This is a genomic window from Rossellomorea sedimentorum, from assembly GCF_046237645.1.
GTDB classification, from domain to species: Bacteria; Bacillota; Bacilli; order Bacillales; family Bacillaceae_B; genus Rossellomorea; species Rossellomorea sedimentorum.
Genome location: NZ_CP143546.1, coordinates 378,968 through 397,231, shown reverse-complemented (window position 1 = coordinate 397,231; position 18,264 = coordinate 378,968). Strand labels below are relative to the sequence as shown.

Below are 18,264 nucleotides of genomic sequence, written 5' to 3'. Positions count from 1 at the left end.
TCCATTTCGATAACTATACTAATACCCATGAGGCGGTGGTACAAACCCGTCCTCTTTCATTGAAAAGAGATGCCTTCACATAGTAACGCATCTACCGAAAATATCATACCTCTTTTTCATAAAAAAAGCGAATGGCAATCTATCGCTATCTATTTTTAACATACCCACCCTTCTGCCTGAATAAAATGTCATATGTCATTAGTCCAAAGGAGGCAGCATGTTGAAATTTCTTATTTTGCTTCACGTTCTTTCTGCCATTATCGGTGTAGGGCCGACTTTCTTTGCCCACGTATTGACCAGAAAAAAACAAACAGCTGAGCAGCTCAGGCACTCTCTAAAGATGGCGGGACATCTGGAATTATTCCCGAAAATCGGGGGCAGCATCGCGGTCATCACCGGCCTGATCCTTTACTTTGCCGGCGAATATGGGGCTTTTACTCAAGTCTGGATTCTCGGTTCATTGATTCTCTACGTCATTATTCAAATTATTGTGATCGGCTTTATCACTCCTCAAAGCAACAAATTAAAGGATTGGCTCCATGCTCCAGAAAACGCAGCTGTCACAGGGGCACTATCGGAAGAAGCACAAGGCTTCCTGAACAAAATGAACGGATACTTCTACCTCGCCTCCGCACTCGGAGTCACCTTGTTTATATTTATGATTCTCAAACCGTAATATGAACAAGCAATTGGCGGGCCGCTTCACCCCTTTAAAGCACTAAGAGGGACAGTCCCTCTTAGTGCTTTAAAGCGTTACTGCACGATAGGGGACTGTCCCTCTTAGCGCTGTAGTGCGTTAAAGCGACATGCCGGCATGAGAAAAGGAGATCCCGCTCGGGCTCTCCTTTTCTGGCTTTTATTCTTTTCCGCTGTTGTTTTTCGTTAATACTTTGAGTCCCTGGCCCATGTCGGAAGCCAGGACATAGTTTTTGTCAACGTAGACGCCCCAGATATAGCCGCTGTCAGGTGTGTACTGCCCAATTTGCACAGGCGCACTTGGATCGGTGATGTCTACCATGTAGACTCCGCCGGCATAGTGTGACAAGTAGAGGGTGTTGCCTCTCACCTTGGGATCATGGACAGTGTTTGCGAAAGTTCTACCATCCTCCACATTATCCACCAAGTCCGTTTTAAACTCGCTTAAAAGTTTCGGATTGGTTTTATCCTTGATATCAAAAATCCGGGTGTAACCATAGGATTCCTCATATCCTTCTTTTACCGGACTGTAAACTTCCCTCGTCTCAATCAGCAGGTTGCCGCCTTGAGCCAGTGCAGCGGAGTGGGCCGAGCCCTGCTGATCAGAAGCAAAATCTGTACGTCCTAGGTAAACTGGATTTTCAGGATCTTTCACATCAAAGATGACCGTCCCCAGGTCCCACATGGATACATACGCGTACTGTGCATTATGGTCTACCATGACACTGTGATTGAAGACCGCCCTGGTTTTTCCATGAGAATCCTCCCAGTGATATCCGTTGAATTCTTCGGGCACTTCCGGCAGCATCCTTGGGTCAAACTGCCACAGTGTCTTCGGCTCGGCCGGATTGGAAACATCGACAATTTGAAAATCCTTTTCCTCTCCATGACTAAAGTAGTCGGCATACGGATTGGAAGCGAACACCAACGCCCTGTCCCCTTGTGTCTCTAAGTAAAATTCATGGGTTCCCCTCGTCCCACTGTAAACTTCCCAGAAGCCAAGCTGTTTCGGGTTGTACGGATCGGTTACATCATACAGAAGGAAGCCTCCTGAAGTTTCCGCCCTACTGTTTAACTTCTGTACACTGACAACTGCCAGGTCTCCTTTAAAATGAGGTGTGTCGACCGTTTTTACAATGACTTTTTCCTGCCAGGTACCCGGCACGTCGTCATTTGCAAACACGGATACCTCTACCGGGTTGGATGGATCTTTCATGTCGAAGACGCGAACTCCGCCGTTTCCACCGTTTGCCGTGTGTGTTCCCATGTACGCAAACCCTTTATGGGCATACACATCCGCTGTATTGTTTTGGACGCCTTCACGGACCTGTTTAATCTGGACCTGCGCGGCTTCCGTTAAGTTGCTGACATTCTTCGATCCTTCCACTTTAGGGAGTGCAAGTGATTCCAACTGTTCATTTGTGAAGACCGTTACCTCCCCCTTCTCAATTCCGGTAGAGTCCAAGTCATCATGAGCTAAGCTGCTTGGGGCAAAGGCCGAAAATACAAGCGCACTGGCCAGGGTCGTTGTCATAAACATATTTTTCTTTATCATTATATAGATCCCTCCACTTGTTTTTTAGTACGGTAAACTTGATCCATTATTCTTCTCCCATCCACTCCTGCTCAGGAAGTGTATCCCAGAAGCTTGTATCTGCCGTTTCAATGGATCCGTCCGCAAGAGCTTCCACTGCAGCGCTCAGTGTTTCAACGGCCTGCTTAATGAGATAGCCGTTACTTTTTTGACCAAGAATATAAGGCTCGTAATAATGGTCAGCCATGCCTCTCATCTCAAAAAGAAGTGTTGAAATGTCATAGCGTACCGCTGCACCATTTCGGCCAATATTTTCACCTGGTCCTCCGCGGTATTTTCCAATCAAGCCCCACCCTTTTGCATCGACAGCATTATAAACGATCGATCCCAGTTTTTTTGAGCCTTCCAGAACTTCCGGATCCACATTCGGATTGGTTGGGTATAACATCGATCCTGAAACCAGTTTACCGTCGATTCCGCTGAGAGTTCCCTGGTGGTGAAGGTCAATCATATAGTCGATATCATATTTCATTAAGACCTGTTCATGAAGTGCCCTTGCTTCCGGCTCCATTTCAGATGTCTCTTTGGCATGTTCTCGATTTAAATCCACTTTATTTGCGTTATAGCGGGTAAGGTGCCTGTCCCCATCAGCAATATAATCCTCCAGGGAAAAATCCACGTCTCCCATCGCCCCATCCGCATTAAGCATCGGGATCACCAGAATATTCACATTTCCGAGGACGCCTTTAAATTTATTGGTTCCCAGGTGTTTGATGAATTCCAAAGCCCCTTCAGTTGTCAGCTGTTCATTGCCATGCTGCTGTGTTAAAAATAAAACTGTCGGGTTATCTGGATGGGAAAGATATTTAGTCATATGAATGTCCTTGCCTTTGACCGTTTGGCCGATCACTTCAAGTTCCATCGCATCCTGCTTTGCTTCCTGCACTTTCAAGAACTCCGTCAATTCCGCGTATGTAGTTAACCTGGAAGTTTGAACCGACCCATTTCCATCATAATTCGGGCCGTTCCCCACAGCCGCTGCCGGAATGGTCACCGCTGTAAATCCATCCAAAGCGAGCATACCTGATAATGAAACACTGATTAGCTTTTTCTTCATCATACTCCTCCTCTTATTTTTAGAATATTCGCTACACACCCAATATAAATGGTGTATACATGGAAGTTAATAGGAGGAATGAATGATTATTTCGGAAGGCTAAATAAAACCCCCTAAAGACTAGTGCGTTTTACTTAGGAATTAGAGGTGCCATTTATGAAGAAAAATACGGGTGAAACATGGATATTTCCGGGGAAATTTGTCTAACACTGTCTTTTTATCGGAAACCTACAATCCTTTTATTTTGCCCTCATGAAAGCCCCTCGGTTCATATTACCCATTTACGTAATAAGAATGATTCCCCAGCATATTCCCAAAAGAATATTTTTGGCCTCTTTTCGCAGACCTTCTACTTGGTAATCCAACATCGCTTTCCAGGTTCGTGACTCCGCGGGTCACGGTGCTGAACCTAGACGGCCCGCTGTTCCCGCAGGTGTCACAGCCCTTACCCCAATAATGTTGCTCCATCTCTAAATAAAAAGGCTGTATTCGTATAGATTGTGCCTATCGGAAAAATCCAAAGGGCCGGATTTTCCCTTTGGGTACAAGGGCTCTTCTCTCTGAAAAGGGTAAATAGCTCTTTTCTTTCTTCTTACAAGGATAATATTTGTGAAATCTGACCATATCTCTTGAACTTACATTGTAAAGCAACATTGTTTAAGAAAAGAGCCAAATAAAAACACCGGCGCCTTAGTCCGGTGTTCTTGACTTTCTATCTGCTCTCCAAAACGGAGAGACCGTAAGTATTGCTGACGACCAACTCATAAGTACCCTTACCGACTGTGTAGGTTCCGTTGCTGGCCATCTCTTCAACATGAACTTCATCGCCGAAATCTTTACCTTCTTTCTCTTTCTCTTCAAGCTTCCAATTCTCGTTATCTTTTATATCCGTTACATTTTTAGCCAGCAGGTTGATGTCGCTGTCTTGTGATAACATCACATTCACTTGGGAACCTTCTGTTACGGACCAATTGCTCAACAACTTTCTCGGCTTCATCGTTATCGCACCGCTGTTACCTGAGACTTCAAGCCCCACATCAGCCGGCACCACCAGTGTGGCATCCATTTGCGTGTAGCTTCTGTCAAATGGATTGGTGTCCACCGGCAGCACTTTCAGCGTTACGAAAAGACTGTCGCCCTTCTTTTCGATCTGAAGATAATCTTCAGGGGATCTCACTTTATTTTCTCCATTTACAACAGTAGATCGGTACGTTCCAAACAAGCTGACTTCATCCCCTGTACCGCCTTCGATTGTTAAATCATGCTGGCCGGTGTCCACTACAATTCTCTTGATATCATCAGAGACACTATGGTTGAATGCCGGGATTTCCATTGTTTTTTCTTCAGACGTCATCCAGCTTTGCATAGCCCCCATCACCCCGGTTGCCTGGAAGATGGACAGGCCGATCCCAGCTGTGCCTATGACGGCTACAAACAGTATGCTTAAAATGTCATATTTCACCCTGGCATTCTCTTGAGTGGTAAAGAATAGATAGAAGAGCATTTCACCGCCTAAAATGACCAGTATGAACGGCCACCAGCCTGCCATGATATACGCTGCATCCCAATCCATTATCTGCGTCAGCAGGAGCACCAATCCTAAAAAAATCAGTGCTGCCCCCATCGATATCGACCCTACTCTCCACACTCTCATTGAGACACCTCTCCCTTCTTCTTGCTTCCAGTCAGCAGCTTGATGCCGCCGCCTATCAACAACACACAAACGATCGCTGTCTGGACATAACGTTCAAACCAGAAATACGCATCCACGTTCATATACTCATAGATGATAGGCTGAATTACCGGAAGAGCAACGTTTGTCAGCAAATAATAAATTCCCAGCGTGACCAGGCCGATTCCGACCCACTTTTGATGATTCACAAGGTACGAAATCACTGGTACATCCTCGATCGGCTCTTTCCCATAGCGGGAAGCTTTCTGCAGTCCGTCGAAAAAGCTGTAAAACCATATGATTGGTACAAGGAAAAGGAAGATGCCTAATCGCATGACATCCATAATGTAAATAGAGAACAGGAATGCTGCCATCAACTGGACTCCCCTGCGCTGGTAGCCCAGGTACAGATGACCCGCCCCCGGAAAAATAGAAAGCATCGTTGCCAGGGATTTCGATTTCCTTCCGTCTTCACGGCGATTCTCGAACTCCTCCAGAATGGATTGATCGACCAGCGTTTCGCCGCGTTGTTTTTTCCCAAGCTGCTGCATACTGTCAAAAAAGCTGTATACCCACAGGACAGGCAGGAAGGCAAGGAAAACAAGGAACTCTCCGCGTGAAGACAGGACCGTCACGAAGATGACCATAACGGCGAGGCCAAGGAAAGCTGCCAGCAAAGTTACTCCTCTGTTCATGAGACCGAGCTGGAAGTGGCCAAGTCCTGGCACGAGTGATAAGATAATCGTGAAAAAGCGCTCGGATTCAGGGGTCGTTTCTTCCTTGACTGTGTCTCCTTCCATAGAGGTGCGTTTATAAAGCTTGGAGGCTGTAATGGCTGTGTCGATCAGATTCCCTATATATAGAAGAAATCCTCCTGCTACCACCAGCATAGCTATTTGATGACCATTCATTGTCACCAAAACAAATGCCACCATAATGGCACCTAAGACACTCCCTGTGTAAAACAATCCCCTCAGCACCTTGCCAAGATAAAGCAAGCCCCCTCCTGGAAAAAATGCTAATAAAAATGCAATAATCGGATTCTTTTTCATCAGTATCGTTCCTCCCTAGTTTCATTTTCGACATTTTCTATAAAATTCGTTGTTTTGTTCATCAATTCATTGGTAATGGACGGGCGAGAGGACCGTTCGAACTCCTCCGCAAACCCGGTCAACTGCTGAAAGACCCCTGTATACATCAATAAAATCGTCATCGCAGCGGCGATAAAATAGTGAAAAGCCGCCTGCTGATAAAACCTCTGTTTTTTGCCTGTGTCCGGTACCTCCGGTTCTTTGTAACGCTGAACTTCAGTCATAATGTTATCCGTGAATTTCTGATCGTCTGATAGTTCCGGGAAGGAGGTTTCACCGGCCTCAAGGGCGGTCAGATAGATTTCCATACACTGATCACAAGAATATAAGTGCTCTTCGTATCGCTCCCGGACTTTTTCAGTGAGTCCATCTTCAACATACTTCTGCCATTCTTCATAAGAAACGTGTTTCAACGAAAATCCTCCTCCTTCCAATGTGCTTTCATCCAGCGTCTTGCCCGGTACAGCTTTGTCTCAATCGTCTTGACCTCGACTTGCTGTTCTTCGGCCATTGTTTGATATGACTTTTCTTCTATGTAGTAATCCTGGATGACCCTGCGATAATTTTCCGGCATCTCGCCAAGCCTCCGCCGGACCAGGAGCCGCAGCTGTTTCTCCTCCAGCTTTGCTTCTACAGACAGGAGATCTCCCCTATGCATGTTCTCTTTGGAAAGGTCCACCGGATTTTCCTTCATTTCCTCATTCCTGCGCGCAACCTTTCGTTTACAATCTATCGCATGGTTAACAGCAATTCTGGTGATCCAGGTTTTCAGCCCTTCATTTTCGTACTGGGAGAGAGAAGTATAGATCTTTACAAATACTTCCTGAGCCGCATCTTCAGCATCTTTTTGATTTCGAAGGATGCCGTAGACCGTCCGGAATACATGGTGTTTATATTTTTCAATGAGTATACGGAAAGCGTGGTCGCTCCCGTTTCTCACTTTTTCTACAAGCGCTTGTTCCAATACTCTCTCCCCCTTTCTGCCGGCTACATAATAATAGACGAACGAACTCCCGGTTTCCCCTACACTATTTTTTTAAAAAAATTAAAAATATTTTTCATCCGGAGAATTTTCAAAACGAAAACAGCCTGGGGGTTAAGTAGAATTGTTCATTTGGGAGGGTGTTTCATAGTCGATGAAGTGATTCTTGGGGGGATTCTCTGATTTGTTTGTTGCGTTTAAGTTCTGGGGGCTTGCAGTGCTTGGCTTCCTATAGTTCCTTGGAGGATTTCTTGAGGACTGTAGTTTTATTTTTTTGAAAATCCTGCTGAACCTTTATAGGGGTCTTTAATTTTAGTTTTTCATTGTTATCATCCTTTAGAGGCTCTCTATAGGTCTTTAATTTTGCTTTTCCGGTTTTATCGTCCTTTATAGGCGCTCTATAGCACTTTAATTTCTCTTTTCCAACTTTATCGTCCTCTACAACCTCTCTATAGCACTTTAATTTTACCTTCCCAACTTTATCGTCCTTTACAACCTCTCTATAGTACTTTAATTTTACCTTCCCAACTTTATCGGCCTTTACAACCTTACGTCTGGACTCTAATTTTTAGTTTCCCTTTTATAGTTTAGAAGTTAGCTTTATAACTTCTCTCAGTCTTTCTTCCTCCAATAAAAAAAGCCGCCAAAAGGACATACCCTGTTGACGGCTTAAGTGAAAATTTTAATATTCCTTTTTTCCAGGAAATCAACACTCTCCTGAATGGATTCTTTATCAAAGTGGTAAATTTCATTGACGGCGTGTATCCACTTGTCCAGGTCACGCATCTGATATTCGCGGATGTTTCGGTAGGTCATGGCCTTTAATGTCCCGTTGCGAAGAAAGTAACACGTGTTTCCATGAAACCGCACAGCTGTAATTCTCCGCATGACCACATTTTCATGGGTGTCTTGATAGGACGCGTCGATATCAGCAGCCAGGTCCTCTTCTTCAAGCGGCACCCAGATGATCTCTTTTTTCACGAAAGACTTGCCATTGGCCTTGCGGTCGATTTCATACAATGCCTGGTCTTTCTGTGTAAAGGTGATTTCCTCACCAAACCCATGAAGGACATGCTTCCTTCGCGCCTCGAGCTCCACAGGTTTCATAATGGGCGAGCCGTAGCCGACATCGACATATAGTTTTTTTCCTTCAATGTTTACCATAAGTCCCAAATGCCCGGGCTGCACGCGGACGAAATGGGTGGTAAAACCAATCTCGCGAAGCAAACGGCCAAAATTGATGTTCAGTGTATAACAGGTCCCTCCCCAGCCGCGATTTTTAAGATTATGTACGAATTGCTCCAGGTTTGGGACAAATTCTTTTTGCTGGTTAAAGTAATGAAATTTGCTGAATGTCTCGTAGGGAACCCGAATCAAATGGTGCTGGATGAGCCGCTGCAAATAATTAATGCTCGGCGGTTCCAGGGTCAGATTTAAATACGAAAGATATTGCTCTTTGATTTCTTCCACATTATCACTCTTTCATTATGCCTCACTGTGTAAAGTATGAGGAGGTTTCACGCTCTTAATTCCCTTTTAAGACCGGGTTCAATCTTTCCGTTCTTTTTTTCCTGCTATTTTACCATGTGTTTTTATAAGATTCACTGCCTTTGTTTCTAATTTCTTTATGTACTATAGGATTTCCTGCTTTTCATTTGTTTATTTTGTGAAGGCAGATGTTGGGAGGAAATTCTTCCTGCTGATTTCATTATGGATATGGAGCTTTTCTTTGCTGGGCGGGGGCACATATAAGCAAGTGTTATGCAGGTTTTAATTCAAGTGTGAGTCAGGGTTTTTATAAAAAACCAATCAAAAAAAACGGCCTTTTGAGGGCCGCTGAATATATGGTTATTGTTATTGATTCATACGCTCGAAATTGGTTTCTAGTGTCTTTTTCATATCTGATGTGAATCCGTCTTTCATTTGCTGGCGTTCACTGCGGAAATATTCTACCACTTCGTCATCGAACTCGACTTCAATCAGTTCGCGCAAGTCCCAGATTCTGAGGGCAGCCATGATAGAAATCAGGTGGGCGACGGTTAATGATTTCTTTTTGAAGTTTACAAGCTCATTGATTGTCGCGACACGCAGGCCGGTAAGGCGGTGCAGGTCACCTTGAGTCATTCCGCGTTCTTTCAGAATTTTCCCCAGCTTAATATGGATCTTGTGAGGAAATTTTTCGAGGGTCTCAATAACAATGGTGTTTGTCTTTTGGTGAATCATGCTGTTACCCCCTAACAGTATTCCTATCTAGAATACCGCGATTTCCGTAATTCGTGAAGAGGGAAACAGTTCCATTTCAATATGCTCACTTTAGTACTTTAAAGCGCGAAGAGGGACAGTCCCTCTTCGCGCTTTACCGCGTTAATACATAATAAGGGACTGTCCCTCTTAGCGGTTTAACGCGGTGACGCGCCAAAAGGACCTTCTCGCTCGAGGAGAAGGTCCTTTCCAGTTTACATATGGACCTGGTTCATCAGGGTGGTTTTGATGCTTTGGAAGACTTCGAGCCAGATCGCTTCATTATCTCTGTATTGAGCCGTCAGTCTCCCGATCATTTCTTTTTGTGCTTCCGGAAATGTTTCATGGTCCCTCGGTGGCAGTTTTGCTTTTTCTTCATCCACGATTTGCTGGACCATTGGGGCCCGCGGTCCCCACACAGCTTGCTCGTCAAACCCCTTATCCAGGAAGATGAAAATCGGAATGGCGCGGGATGTCCCGTTTGTTAAGTACTGATCCATCAACTCCAAATTTTCATCACGGTTTAAGATACGGACTTCCATGTCGGCTGTTTCTGCCACTTTTAATAGAATCGGCAGGTTGACCATCGCGTCTCCGCACCAATCCTCCGTCAGCACAATGACATGCAGTTTTTGCGAGGCTAGCTCCTCGAGGTTTCCCTTTTCATTTTTTGGTATGGAGAAACCTTGGTAAACTTTCTTGAAGTTTTCTTGATGTGTTTCCATCGAATCTATATATTCTCGAGGCGTCCGCCCCTTGTCAAACCATTGTTTCAGCTCCATTGTCATCCTCCTCGTGACTTCCATCCAACAGTGTACGCATTCTTAGCTTATTTCTCTTTTGCCTATTAAACAAGAAATTATACTTATTTTTAAAGTATTGTTTGTAAAAAATATGCTTACAGGCATATAATTAATGTAAGTATCATCTACATACTCTTCGTAAAAGATGTACCTGAGAAAAAATCTGCGCACAAAAAAAAGACTGCTGTTGAAACAGCCTCATGGCTTCTAACATTTCTGGGTGCTCTCAACAATTCTCTTGAATTTTGCGTAATAGTATTTCAGCTCGGTTACACTATCTGCCTCCTTTATTTTTTCCAAATAGGTCTCTGCTTTGGAATATTGCTCCGGGGGCAACTTAACCGTTGTTTTCTTCTCTTTCTTGGACTTCGCCAACAGGTTTCACCTCATTATGTTTTGAAGATCCTCCTACAGAAGAGGTCGTCTCGAGCTGATATTTTGAAAGCTCTTGAAGGTATTCACATTTCGTCCTTTCCAGGTTTTGCTCGATTTTTCTCGTGATTACCGAACTTCCACCAATGCCAGATAATAAACTGATATAAATCACATACCAGACGGGTACTGTTTCCACGACAGGCAATACGGACAAATAACCGGCCAACACCCCAATAATGATATCTTTAGACGACCCAAAGACATAGTGTTTCTCTCCCTCTTCATCAACGAACGTGCGGGGAAATGTAAAGCGGCCACCTTTGAAAACTAAAATATGTCCTAAGCCACCAATACCTCCCATTAACATCGGTAACAGTATTAATTCAATTAAGGACATTACATTCACCCTCTGGAATGATTTACTAATAGTATACTTTATTTACAGAATTTTCTGAATAGAGAATTGGACGCAATTTTGTCCTTAACAGAGGAGAGTGCCGCATGCGTAAAATTGTGCTGAAAGTCTCGTCAATCGACAAGCTTCGATTTCAAAATTATCTTGTCTTAATGCAAAAGGCGGAGAGCAAGGCCGAAGCGGACATGTATTTCCGCCTAGCAAAAAAAATCATCCAGCAGGGCCGGATGAAACAAAAATAGAAAACCATTTTATAGATACAGAAAGAATTCCTCCGCTGTTTTAATTATGAGTAGATAAAAAGTCAACGACTATTTTCTACAATGAAAGATAGCGAGTCGAGCTTGGGTACCCGTAATCTTTTACAAATCCTAATGGTTGATAAAAAGAGCACCCTGCTCGGTGTCTGTATTTAAGACGAGGACGTTAAATACCTCAGATGCCTCACTTAAAATTTGTTTGACAAGCCGTCATCCGATTCCCGACCTTCTATATTCCTTTGAGAGGTAGAACCTTCTTATATCGGCTGGCCTTTAAAGCAAATCGTTCCATCCAGGTCAAATACGAATTTCATGAGTGAACTCCTTTGTATAGGTATTATTTTCAAGGATTTTAAGCTTCTCCTGATGGGGTTTGAGCATTTTTAAAATCTCCGGTTTGCTGGTCTTTTCAAACTGGTAATTCCACTTATACGTCCTTTTCAGCATGGTCCATGTTTGTTTGTAATTTCCTTTTTTGAACCCGAGTTTCTGTACAGTGAAGCGCTTAAAGATACGCCAATTCCTCACCATGATTGGTGTATCCAGAAAAATGATGCAGTCCGCTTCCTGGAAGCCTCGCGTTGTCCAAGTGTGATGGACTCCTTCAATAATCCATTCCGGCTGATCAATGATTCTATGAAACTTGCTGTCCCGGACTTCAGGACTGTTTCGTATATCCCCGTTTTCATTTCTCTGCCAGACCACATTGTCCAGTTCATATACGGGTATGCCCATTTCAGCCGACAATCTTTTTCCAAGAGTGGATTTGCCACTGCCGACTGAACCGATAATATGTATTTTCATTTTCCCTCCTGTTTTTTAGGAGATACTTTCCTCTAACTTTTTAATTCGTTTTTTCACGGAAAAAATCCTTCTTTGAATTTATGTTAACCTTTTTATTTTATTAGGTTGACACAAAACACACTTTTAATATATTCTATTTTCAGAAAACAATTAGGGGGATACATACTATGAAACTTAAAGCTATCGACATCACTATGGCGGCTATGTTTGCTGCACTAATGGCAATCGGGGCGAATCTGACTTCCATGATTACCATTGGGACGGTCCCAATCACCTTAACCACATTCTTCTGTGTTATGGCTGGACTCATCCTCGGCAGCAAACTCGGAGCAATTTCCATGTCCGTGTATGCGCTGGTAGGATTGATCGGCGCACCTGTTTTTGCTCAGTTTTCTGGGGGACCCGGAATTATTTTTAAGTCAACATTTGGATTCATTCTTTCTTACATTCTAGCAGCCTATGTGGTTGGAAAAATCGCTGAAAAGAATCCTACCAAGAAAGGCTTTATCATTGCAGCTTTAGTCGGGATGGCCGTCAACTATGTATTCGGTACCAACTGGATGTATGCTGCTCTTAAATTATGGGCGGAAGCTCCTGAAGGATTTTCTTATGGAATGGCTTGGGCTTGGATGCTCGCTCCCCTGCCGAAAGATATCCTCTTATCAGTTTTCGCAGGAGCCGTGGCACCGCGTTTCATCTCTGCAATCCGTAAAAACAGCAGCACACTGAATAGAAAAGCTGCATAATTTTTCACATCCGGAAATCTTTTTTCCGGATTTTTTTATAAGGGTTTTATTCATCCTTACTATCGGTCATGCTTGCCGGTCGGTAGAAAGACATTATGAACACCAGCAATAACCTTAACCAAAAAAGGAGTGGGATACTAATGTTAAATTGGAATGAACTTGCAGAATGTGTGTTGGATGGAGAGGAATTGAGTGATGAAGAGGCATTATCAATTCTGAATTGCCCTGATGAGGAACTTTTGCTGTTACTGCATGGTGCTTTTCAAATCCGCAAGCACTATTACGGCAAAAAAGTGAAACTGAACATGATCATGAATGCCAAGTCTGGACTGTGTCCGGAAAACTGCGGTTACTGTTCCCAGTCATCCATCTCCACTGCCCCTATTGAATCCTATCGCATGGTCAATAAAGAGACGTTGCTTCAGGGAGCTCAACAGGCCCATAAAATGAATGTGGGAACCTATTGTATTGTGGCGAGCGGACGCGGACCAAGCAACCGTGATGTCGACACAGTGATCAGTGCCGTGGAAGAGATCAAGCAAAATTATGACCTTAAGATCTGCGCCTGCCTCGGCATTCTGAAGCCTGAACAAGCCAGACGTCTGAAAGAAGCCGGAGTCGACCGCTACAACCATAACCTCAATACGTCAAAAGGACACCACGATAACATCACGACTTCCCATACATACGAGGACAGGGTTTCAACTGTCAACACAGCAAAAGACGCAGGCATCTCTCCTTGCTCCGGAGTCATCATCGGAATGAAAGAAACAAAGGAAGATGTCATCGATATGGCAAGGAGCCTAAAAGCTCTGGACGCCGATTCAATTCCGGTCAATTTCCTGCATGCGATTGATGGAACTCCGCTCGAGGGGACAAATGAGCTGGATCCCCGCTACTGCTTGAAAGTATTAGCTCTGTTTCGTTACATGAATCCCACAAAAGAAATCCGGATCTCAGGCGGACGCGAAGTCAACCTTCGGAGCCTTCAGCCGCTTGGCCTGTATGCCGCCAATTCTATCTTCGTCGGCGACTACCTGACAACCGCCGGCCAGGAAAGCACCTGTGATCACGAAATGCTCGAAGACTTAGGATTTGAAATCGACTACGTGGGAGCACCTGAAATGGCTTGATGGCAGACTCTGCTTTAACACTTTAAACCACTAAGAGGGACAGTCCCTCTTCGCGCTTTAAAGCACTAAAGCTTCCATTAAAGAAAAACGCTTGGAGAAAGAGTGTATCTTTCATCCAAGCTCTTTTTATTTTGGAAGTGTCAGCTGCCATGAGACACCAAACTTGTCGTTGACCCATCCAAATTTTTTACTGAAACCATAATCACCTAACGGCATCAGGGCTTCCCCTCCTTCTGATAACTTTCCATACAGCCTGTCAATTTCTTCTTCTGAAGTGCAGGTAAGAAACAATGAAAACGATGGCGTAAAAGAAAATTCATGCTGTATATTGCTATCGATGCACATTACCTCCTGACCATTGAGGTTGAAGATGGCGTGCATTACACTTCCTTCCTCGCCCTGTTGGTCTGCTTCGTACTTGGTGATACTGATGATCTCGGACCCTTCTATCATAGATGTATAGAAGTTCATTGCTTCCTCTGCATTTCCTTGGAACATCAAACACGGCGTAACCTTAGTCAACATACCCAACTCCTTCCGAAACTACTTTTCCAAATGACGTTCATACCGTATGTAAGAATAAATCCTGTACCCTACAGGAATCAACATAAGCAAGGATGCTGCTTTCATTGAGCTTTCTGCAAAAATAGCCCATATAATCGCAAGAATAACAGTCAAGACTATGTAAAAAGTTGCTGCAAAACCATTGATCGGCTCGTTGCTGATAAACAACGTTTTAGCTCCTTTAATATTGCTGGCGTAACACCTCTCATGGTAAGGGACCACCTCATACATCAAGGTAGCCGTTATCAGATCATCCCTGACTTTGATCTGCTTTTGGCAAAAGTCACAGTATATTTCTTTAGACATGTTTGTTTCACCTCAGTTGTTTGGTTGAAGATACGGATCGGCAACAATTTGTCGTCCCTCTTCACACAATTCGATATATTTACCGGGAATCCTGCCTGCACTTTAACACATTAACGCGCGAAGAGGGACTGTCCCTCACGGGTGTTGATTAACCATAATATGTAAAACAACCTAGATAATTAGACAAAAAAACCCACTCTCCTTTAAAATGATTGTTACCTCTAACAAAACCAAAAAGGAGAGTGGGTTCATTGACTAACTTTAACAAATTATCAGAGGTTCTTCAAACTATCATTACAGATGAAGAAGTGGCAAATCTTTGCGAGAAGTGGGGCTATGAAGATACAGCTAGGAAGTTATCTGCCCACGATTTGATACACTTTTTTATTATTTCCTCTGCGAAAAAATGGGAAGGTTTTCGAGATGCCGAGACGAAATTGCCAAAGGAAAAAAGTTTACCTTCCGTAGATCACTCTACCCTTGCCAAAAAAGCTCAGAGTGTCCCTTATCAAATCCTTCAAGAACTATTCTCCCGTATTGTAGACCGCTTAGGACGTAGAGTTCGTCGAGCCCTTTTCAAACCCTTTAAGCTATTTGCCGTTGATTCCACCACCATTACTTTCCAACACCCAGATATGAGCTGGGCGGGGTATACACGTACCCGCCATGCGATTCGGCTGCATACAAAATTTGATGTAGAGGATAGTCAACCTACTCAAGTAGTCCAGACAACTGGACGACACCACGATGTCATGGTAGCACCCAAACTCTATGAAAATTTAGAACCTCTCTCCATCATCACAGCTGATAGAGGCTATGCACGCACAAAAGATTTTCAAAAGTTACATGAACACGAACAGTTCTTTGTGATTAGAGTCGCAAACTTCTTCTCCCTCTCGGAAGAGACGGAACACAGTGTTCCACTTGATGAATATGGTCGTATTAAAAAAGATGTGACAGCCCTTATCGGAAAAGAATCCCGAAAGACAGACACTCGCTTTAGACTAGTTACATTCACGGACAACGAAGGAAATGAAATAAGAGTGGCAACGAACCTTATGATGATGTCGCCAGAAGACATTGCTTACATCTACAAGCTTAGGTGGCAAATCGAGTTGTTTTTCCGCTGGATAAAAGGAAATTTAGACCTTTCCAACCTATTCGGAAATTCCCCAAACGCTGTGTATAGCCAAGTTTTTGGCACTCTTATCAGTTATTTTATATTACGTAGTATTTATAATGAGACAAAAAAAGAGTGGGCTATCTTATATAATTACACCTTCATTGAGTTTACCCGTCGTTATATGGCACACACCCTGCCTGTGGAGGTAAGGTGTGCCATTAAATCGCTTTTTAAACGAAGGGGAAGTCTGTGTCAATCAATTGGAAAAATATAGCTAATCAACACCCGTGGACTGTCCCTCTTCGCGCGGTGAAGTACTAAAGTATTAATATTTCTTTGTCTGATTTCCTCCCGCCACCCTGATGGTCTATCGTCTAGTTCTGGGCTTCTATCGACGACTCAAGGCGGTCTATCAACCACTTTCTCCTTTCTATCGACTTTTTGACAAATACCGAGGCATGCCTGTCACTTGTCGAACAAGCTTGGCCACATAAAAAAGCACCACCTCCATCCAGAGTGTGGTGCTTCCCGGTATACTTTTTTAGTAAACGCCGACTGCGTCGAATGCCGCGTTCACGCTTGCTACTTCAGGACTGCCCGTGCCGTACAGGTCCGTTGCCGATTGGACTGCCGTTGCACGGAGGTGGCTAAAGTTTGAAGAAGGAGTCAGGTACTGAGTCAGTGCACGATAGTAGATAGCACCCATCTTGGTTTTGCCGATTCCATTGACTGTCACACCATAGTGTGTACCGCCTTCACTTAATAGATAGGCTGCCTTGTTTCCGATTCCGCTATTGATGTGAACACCGCCATTATCTCCTGTGCCTGTGTAACGAACAGAATAGTGGTCAGGATCACCCTCAACTGTCGGATCTGCCATCGATCTTAATCCGTCACCACTCACATTAGGGGTATAGATGTCTTCCCCTACTAACCAATCAGGGTTATTATTGGCATGGTGTTCAACCAACGTTCCGAAGATATCGGACATCGATTCGTTGATGGCTCCTGATTCATTTTGATAGATTAGATCAGCAGTTTTATCTGTAACTGCATGTGTCAATTCATGCGCCACTACATCCAAGGCACCTGACAGCGGGATGAACGTAGTTCCGTCTCCATCACCATAGACCATTTGCTGGCCGTTCCAGAATGCATTGTTATAACTGCGGCCATAGTGAACCGTTGATTGCAGGGGCGCACCATTACCGTCATAGCTGTTGCGGTTATGGACATTTTTAAAGTAATCATAGGTCTGTCCCGCATAGGCATGGGCATCTACCGCAGCTCCGTCGTAGGAGGCATTCAGGACATTATCGGAATCGCCCCACAGTGATCCCGGCAGGCGCGTGCGGTTGGACGCATCGTAAGTGAATACCCCGTTTCCTCTCGTATTATCCTGCAGATAGTACGTGGATGAAGATAGGAATGTATTGATCGATTTAGTGTCGCCTAATACACCTTTCCCTGTTCCCACTGTGTCGGTTCCGGTAGAAGGCTGCCCGCCGCCAGGTCCTCCTCCATTCCCTTTGCCGTGATGGATTTCATTGAGCTTGGATAAAATTTCACCTGTTTCTGCTTCAACAAAGTAGCTCCAATTCCCCGGCTCAGGCGCGAGGAAATTATAGTTTACAAGATAAGCATAATTCGCTTTTCCGTCTTTTACGAAGACAACCTTTTCACTGGTCGGTGCATATTCGTAATCCGGCTGACTCCCGACTGTACTTACAAGGTCTTTTTCCCCGATGCTCACCGCTTCATTTTTCCTCAGCTTTTGAACGCCTTTTACTTTTTTATCAAGGTCCGGCTGCGCAGCACCCGACAGTGCCGTCAAGACTCCATCTTCATTAACGTGGGCCGTCACCACTGAACCGTAAACCGGAGTCCCTTTATACACCTGTTGAAACTTAACGTATGTATACCCCAGGTTGTCCTTCTTCTTTTCTTTCAAAACAAAGGAAGACCTGGCCTCCCCAGTGAACTTGTATTCTTTCTTTTTGGAGTTGAGATAGTTATAGACGATGGTCTCTGCGTTATAGTTGGAAGGAGATGTCAACTTACCGGAAATAAATTCTGGGGTGCCTGCTTTCTCGCTCCACTTCACTTTCTCCGATAGATCAGGAGCAGCAAAAGCTGGTGAAGAAATTGCAGGGCTGATCATCAATCCTGCGGTCAAACCTAAGGCTAGTACTTTTTTATTCATCAATACATCACTCCGTTTCTGATTTTTCAAACTATTTAAACTATTCAACAACTATAACGGAATCTAGTAAACAATTAAATAGGTAAATAGACCGATAAAGCATGCTATGAAGTACGGTTATAGTGATTCCGTGAGAAAACACCCTATTATAAGGTGATGACAGTGCGTATATTGGGTGATTTCGAGAAAAACACCCTAT

General features: G+C 44.0%; 19 protein-coding genes. 5 read left to right on the top strand and 14 right to left on the bottom strand.

Translation table 11 applies throughout. The features are described from left to right. Positions 1 to 217 precede the first annotated feature (217 nt). On the top strand, positions 218 to 676 hold the full coding sequence (locus tag V1502_RS02060) for a DUF2269 family protein (protein ID WP_409252734.1): 459 nt from the start codon (positions 218 to 220) through the stop codon (positions 674 to 676). Positions 677 to 856: 180 nt separating this feature from the next. Here V1502_RS02060 and V1502_RS02055 read toward each other — a convergent pair whose 3' ends face one another. From V1502_RS02055 to V1502_RS02010, 10 genes are all read right to left on the bottom strand, one after another. After that, complete coding sequence (locus tag V1502_RS02055) at positions 857 to 2,251, bottom strand: LVIVD repeat-containing protein (protein WP_409252733.1); 1,395 nt, start codon at positions 2,249 to 2,251, stop codon at positions 857 to 859. Positions 2,252 to 2,297: 46 nt separating this feature from the next. Continuing rightward, positions 2,298 to 3,347: a M14 family zinc carboxypeptidase gene (locus V1502_RS02050; RefSeq protein ID WP_409252732.1), complete on the bottom strand. Its 1,050-nt coding sequence runs from the start codon at positions 3,345 to 3,347 to the stop codon at positions 2,298 to 2,300. A 712-nt stretch (positions 3,348 to 4,059) separates the two neighbouring features. Then, positions 4,060 to 5,001 (bottom strand): hypothetical protein, encoded by a 942-nt coding sequence (locus V1502_RS02045; RefSeq protein ID WP_409252731.1) that lies wholly within the window; start codon positions 4,999 to 5,001, stop codon positions 4,060 to 4,062. Continuing rightward, on the bottom strand, positions 4,998 to 6,071 hold the full coding sequence (locus V1502_RS02040; RefSeq protein WP_409252730.1) for a hypothetical protein: 1,074 nt from the start codon (positions 6,069 to 6,071) through the stop codon (positions 4,998 to 5,000). The genes V1502_RS02045 and V1502_RS02040 overlap by 4 nt, the downstream gene beginning before the upstream one ends. After that, positions 6,071 to 6,523: a hypothetical protein gene (locus tag V1502_RS02035; RefSeq protein WP_409252729.1), complete on the bottom strand. Its 453-nt coding sequence runs from the start codon at positions 6,521 to 6,523 to the stop codon at positions 6,071 to 6,073. Before V1502_RS02035 ends, V1502_RS02040 begins: the two co-directional genes overlap by 1 nt. Then, complete coding sequence (locus V1502_RS02030) at positions 6,520 to 7,074, bottom strand: RNA polymerase sigma factor (protein ID WP_409252728.1); 555 nt, start codon at positions 7,072 to 7,074, stop codon at positions 6,520 to 6,522. Before V1502_RS02030 ends, V1502_RS02035 begins: the two co-directional genes overlap by 4 nt. A 687-nt stretch (positions 7,075 to 7,761) precedes the next feature. After that, positions 7,762 to 8,562, bottom strand: coding sequence for an arylamine N-acetyltransferase (locus V1502_RS02025; RefSeq protein WP_409252727.1), 801 nt, complete (start codon positions 8,560 to 8,562; stop codon positions 7,762 to 7,764). A 384-nt stretch (positions 8,563 to 8,946) separates the two neighbouring features. Further along, positions 8,947 to 9,315, bottom strand: coding sequence for a helix-turn-helix domain-containing protein (locus V1502_RS02020; protein ID WP_409252726.1), 369 nt, complete (start codon positions 9,313 to 9,315; stop codon positions 8,947 to 8,949). Positions 9,316 to 9,548: 233 nt separating this feature from the next. Further along, positions 9,549 to 10,115, bottom strand: coding sequence for a thioredoxin family protein (locus V1502_RS02015; protein WP_409252725.1), 567 nt, complete (start codon positions 10,113 to 10,115; stop codon positions 9,549 to 9,551). Positions 10,116 to 10,473: 358 nt separating this feature from the next. Further along, positions 10,474 to 10,908 carry a DUF4257 domain-containing protein gene (locus V1502_RS02010; protein ID WP_409252724.1) on the bottom strand — a complete coding sequence of 145 codons (435 nt, stop codon included), beginning with the start codon at positions 10,906 to 10,908 and terminating at the stop codon, positions 10,474 to 10,476. Between the two features lie 104 nt (positions 10,909 to 11,012). Between V1502_RS02010 and V1502_RS02005 the strand changes: the two genes are divergently transcribed. After that, positions 11,013 to 11,168 carry a hypothetical protein gene (locus tag V1502_RS02005; protein WP_409252723.1) on the top strand — a complete coding sequence of 52 codons (156 nt, stop codon included), beginning with the start codon at positions 11,013 to 11,015 and terminating at the stop codon, positions 11,166 to 11,168. A gap of 315 nt (positions 11,169 to 11,483) precedes the next feature. On the opposite strand, the gene V1502_RS02000 is transcribed toward V1502_RS02005, so the two are convergent. Next, positions 11,484 to 11,990 carry a DNA topology modulation protein FlaR gene (locus tag V1502_RS02000; RefSeq protein WP_409252722.1) on the bottom strand — a complete coding sequence of 169 codons (507 nt, stop codon included), beginning with the start codon at positions 11,988 to 11,990 and terminating at the stop codon, positions 11,484 to 11,486. Positions 11,991 to 12,157: 167 nt separating this feature from the next. On the opposite strand from V1502_RS02000, the gene V1502_RS01995 reads away from it, so the two are divergent. Both V1502_RS01995 and bioB read left to right on the top strand, forming a co-directional pair. Beyond that, positions 12,158 to 12,736 carry a biotin transporter BioY gene (locus V1502_RS01995; protein ID WP_409252721.1) on the top strand — a complete coding sequence of 193 codons (579 nt, stop codon included), beginning with the start codon at positions 12,158 to 12,160 and terminating at the stop codon, positions 12,734 to 12,736. 140 nt (positions 12,737 to 12,876) lie between these two features. Continuing rightward, positions 12,877 to 13,869: a biotin synthase BioB gene (gene bioB / locus V1502_RS01990; RefSeq protein ID WP_409252720.1), complete on the top strand. Its 993-nt coding sequence runs from the start codon at positions 12,877 to 12,879 to the stop codon at positions 13,867 to 13,869. 126 nt (positions 13,870 to 13,995) lie between these two features. Here bioB and V1502_RS01985 read toward each other — a convergent pair whose 3' ends face one another. Together V1502_RS01985 and V1502_RS01980 are read right to left on the bottom strand one after the other, a co-directional pair. Further along, on the bottom strand, positions 13,996 to 14,391 hold the full coding sequence (locus V1502_RS01985) for a VOC family protein (protein ID WP_409252719.1): 396 nt from the start codon (positions 14,389 to 14,391) through the stop codon (positions 13,996 to 13,998). A 21-nt stretch (positions 14,392 to 14,412) separates the two neighbouring features. Continuing rightward, positions 14,413 to 14,739, bottom strand: a complete 327-nt coding sequence (locus V1502_RS01980; RefSeq protein ID WP_409252718.1) for a hypothetical protein — start codon at positions 14,737 to 14,739, stop codon at positions 14,413 to 14,415. Positions 14,740 to 14,990: 251 nt separating this feature from the next. On the opposite strand from V1502_RS01980, the gene V1502_RS01975 reads away from it, so the two are divergent. After that, positions 14,991 to 16,136, top strand: a complete 1,146-nt coding sequence (locus tag V1502_RS01975) for an IS4 family transposase (RefSeq protein ID WP_409252259.1) — start codon at positions 14,991 to 14,993, stop codon at positions 16,134 to 16,136. A 267-nt stretch (positions 16,137 to 16,403) separates the two neighbouring features. On the opposite strand, the gene V1502_RS01970 is transcribed toward V1502_RS01975, so the two are convergent. After that, the gene (locus V1502_RS01970; protein WP_409252717.1) at positions 16,404 to 18,065 is read right to left on the bottom strand and encodes a M4 family metallopeptidase; all 1,662 of its coding nucleotides are present in this window, start codon (positions 18,063 to 18,065) and stop codon (positions 16,404 to 16,406) included. Between the last annotated feature and the right edge of the window lie 199 nt (positions 18,066 to 18,264).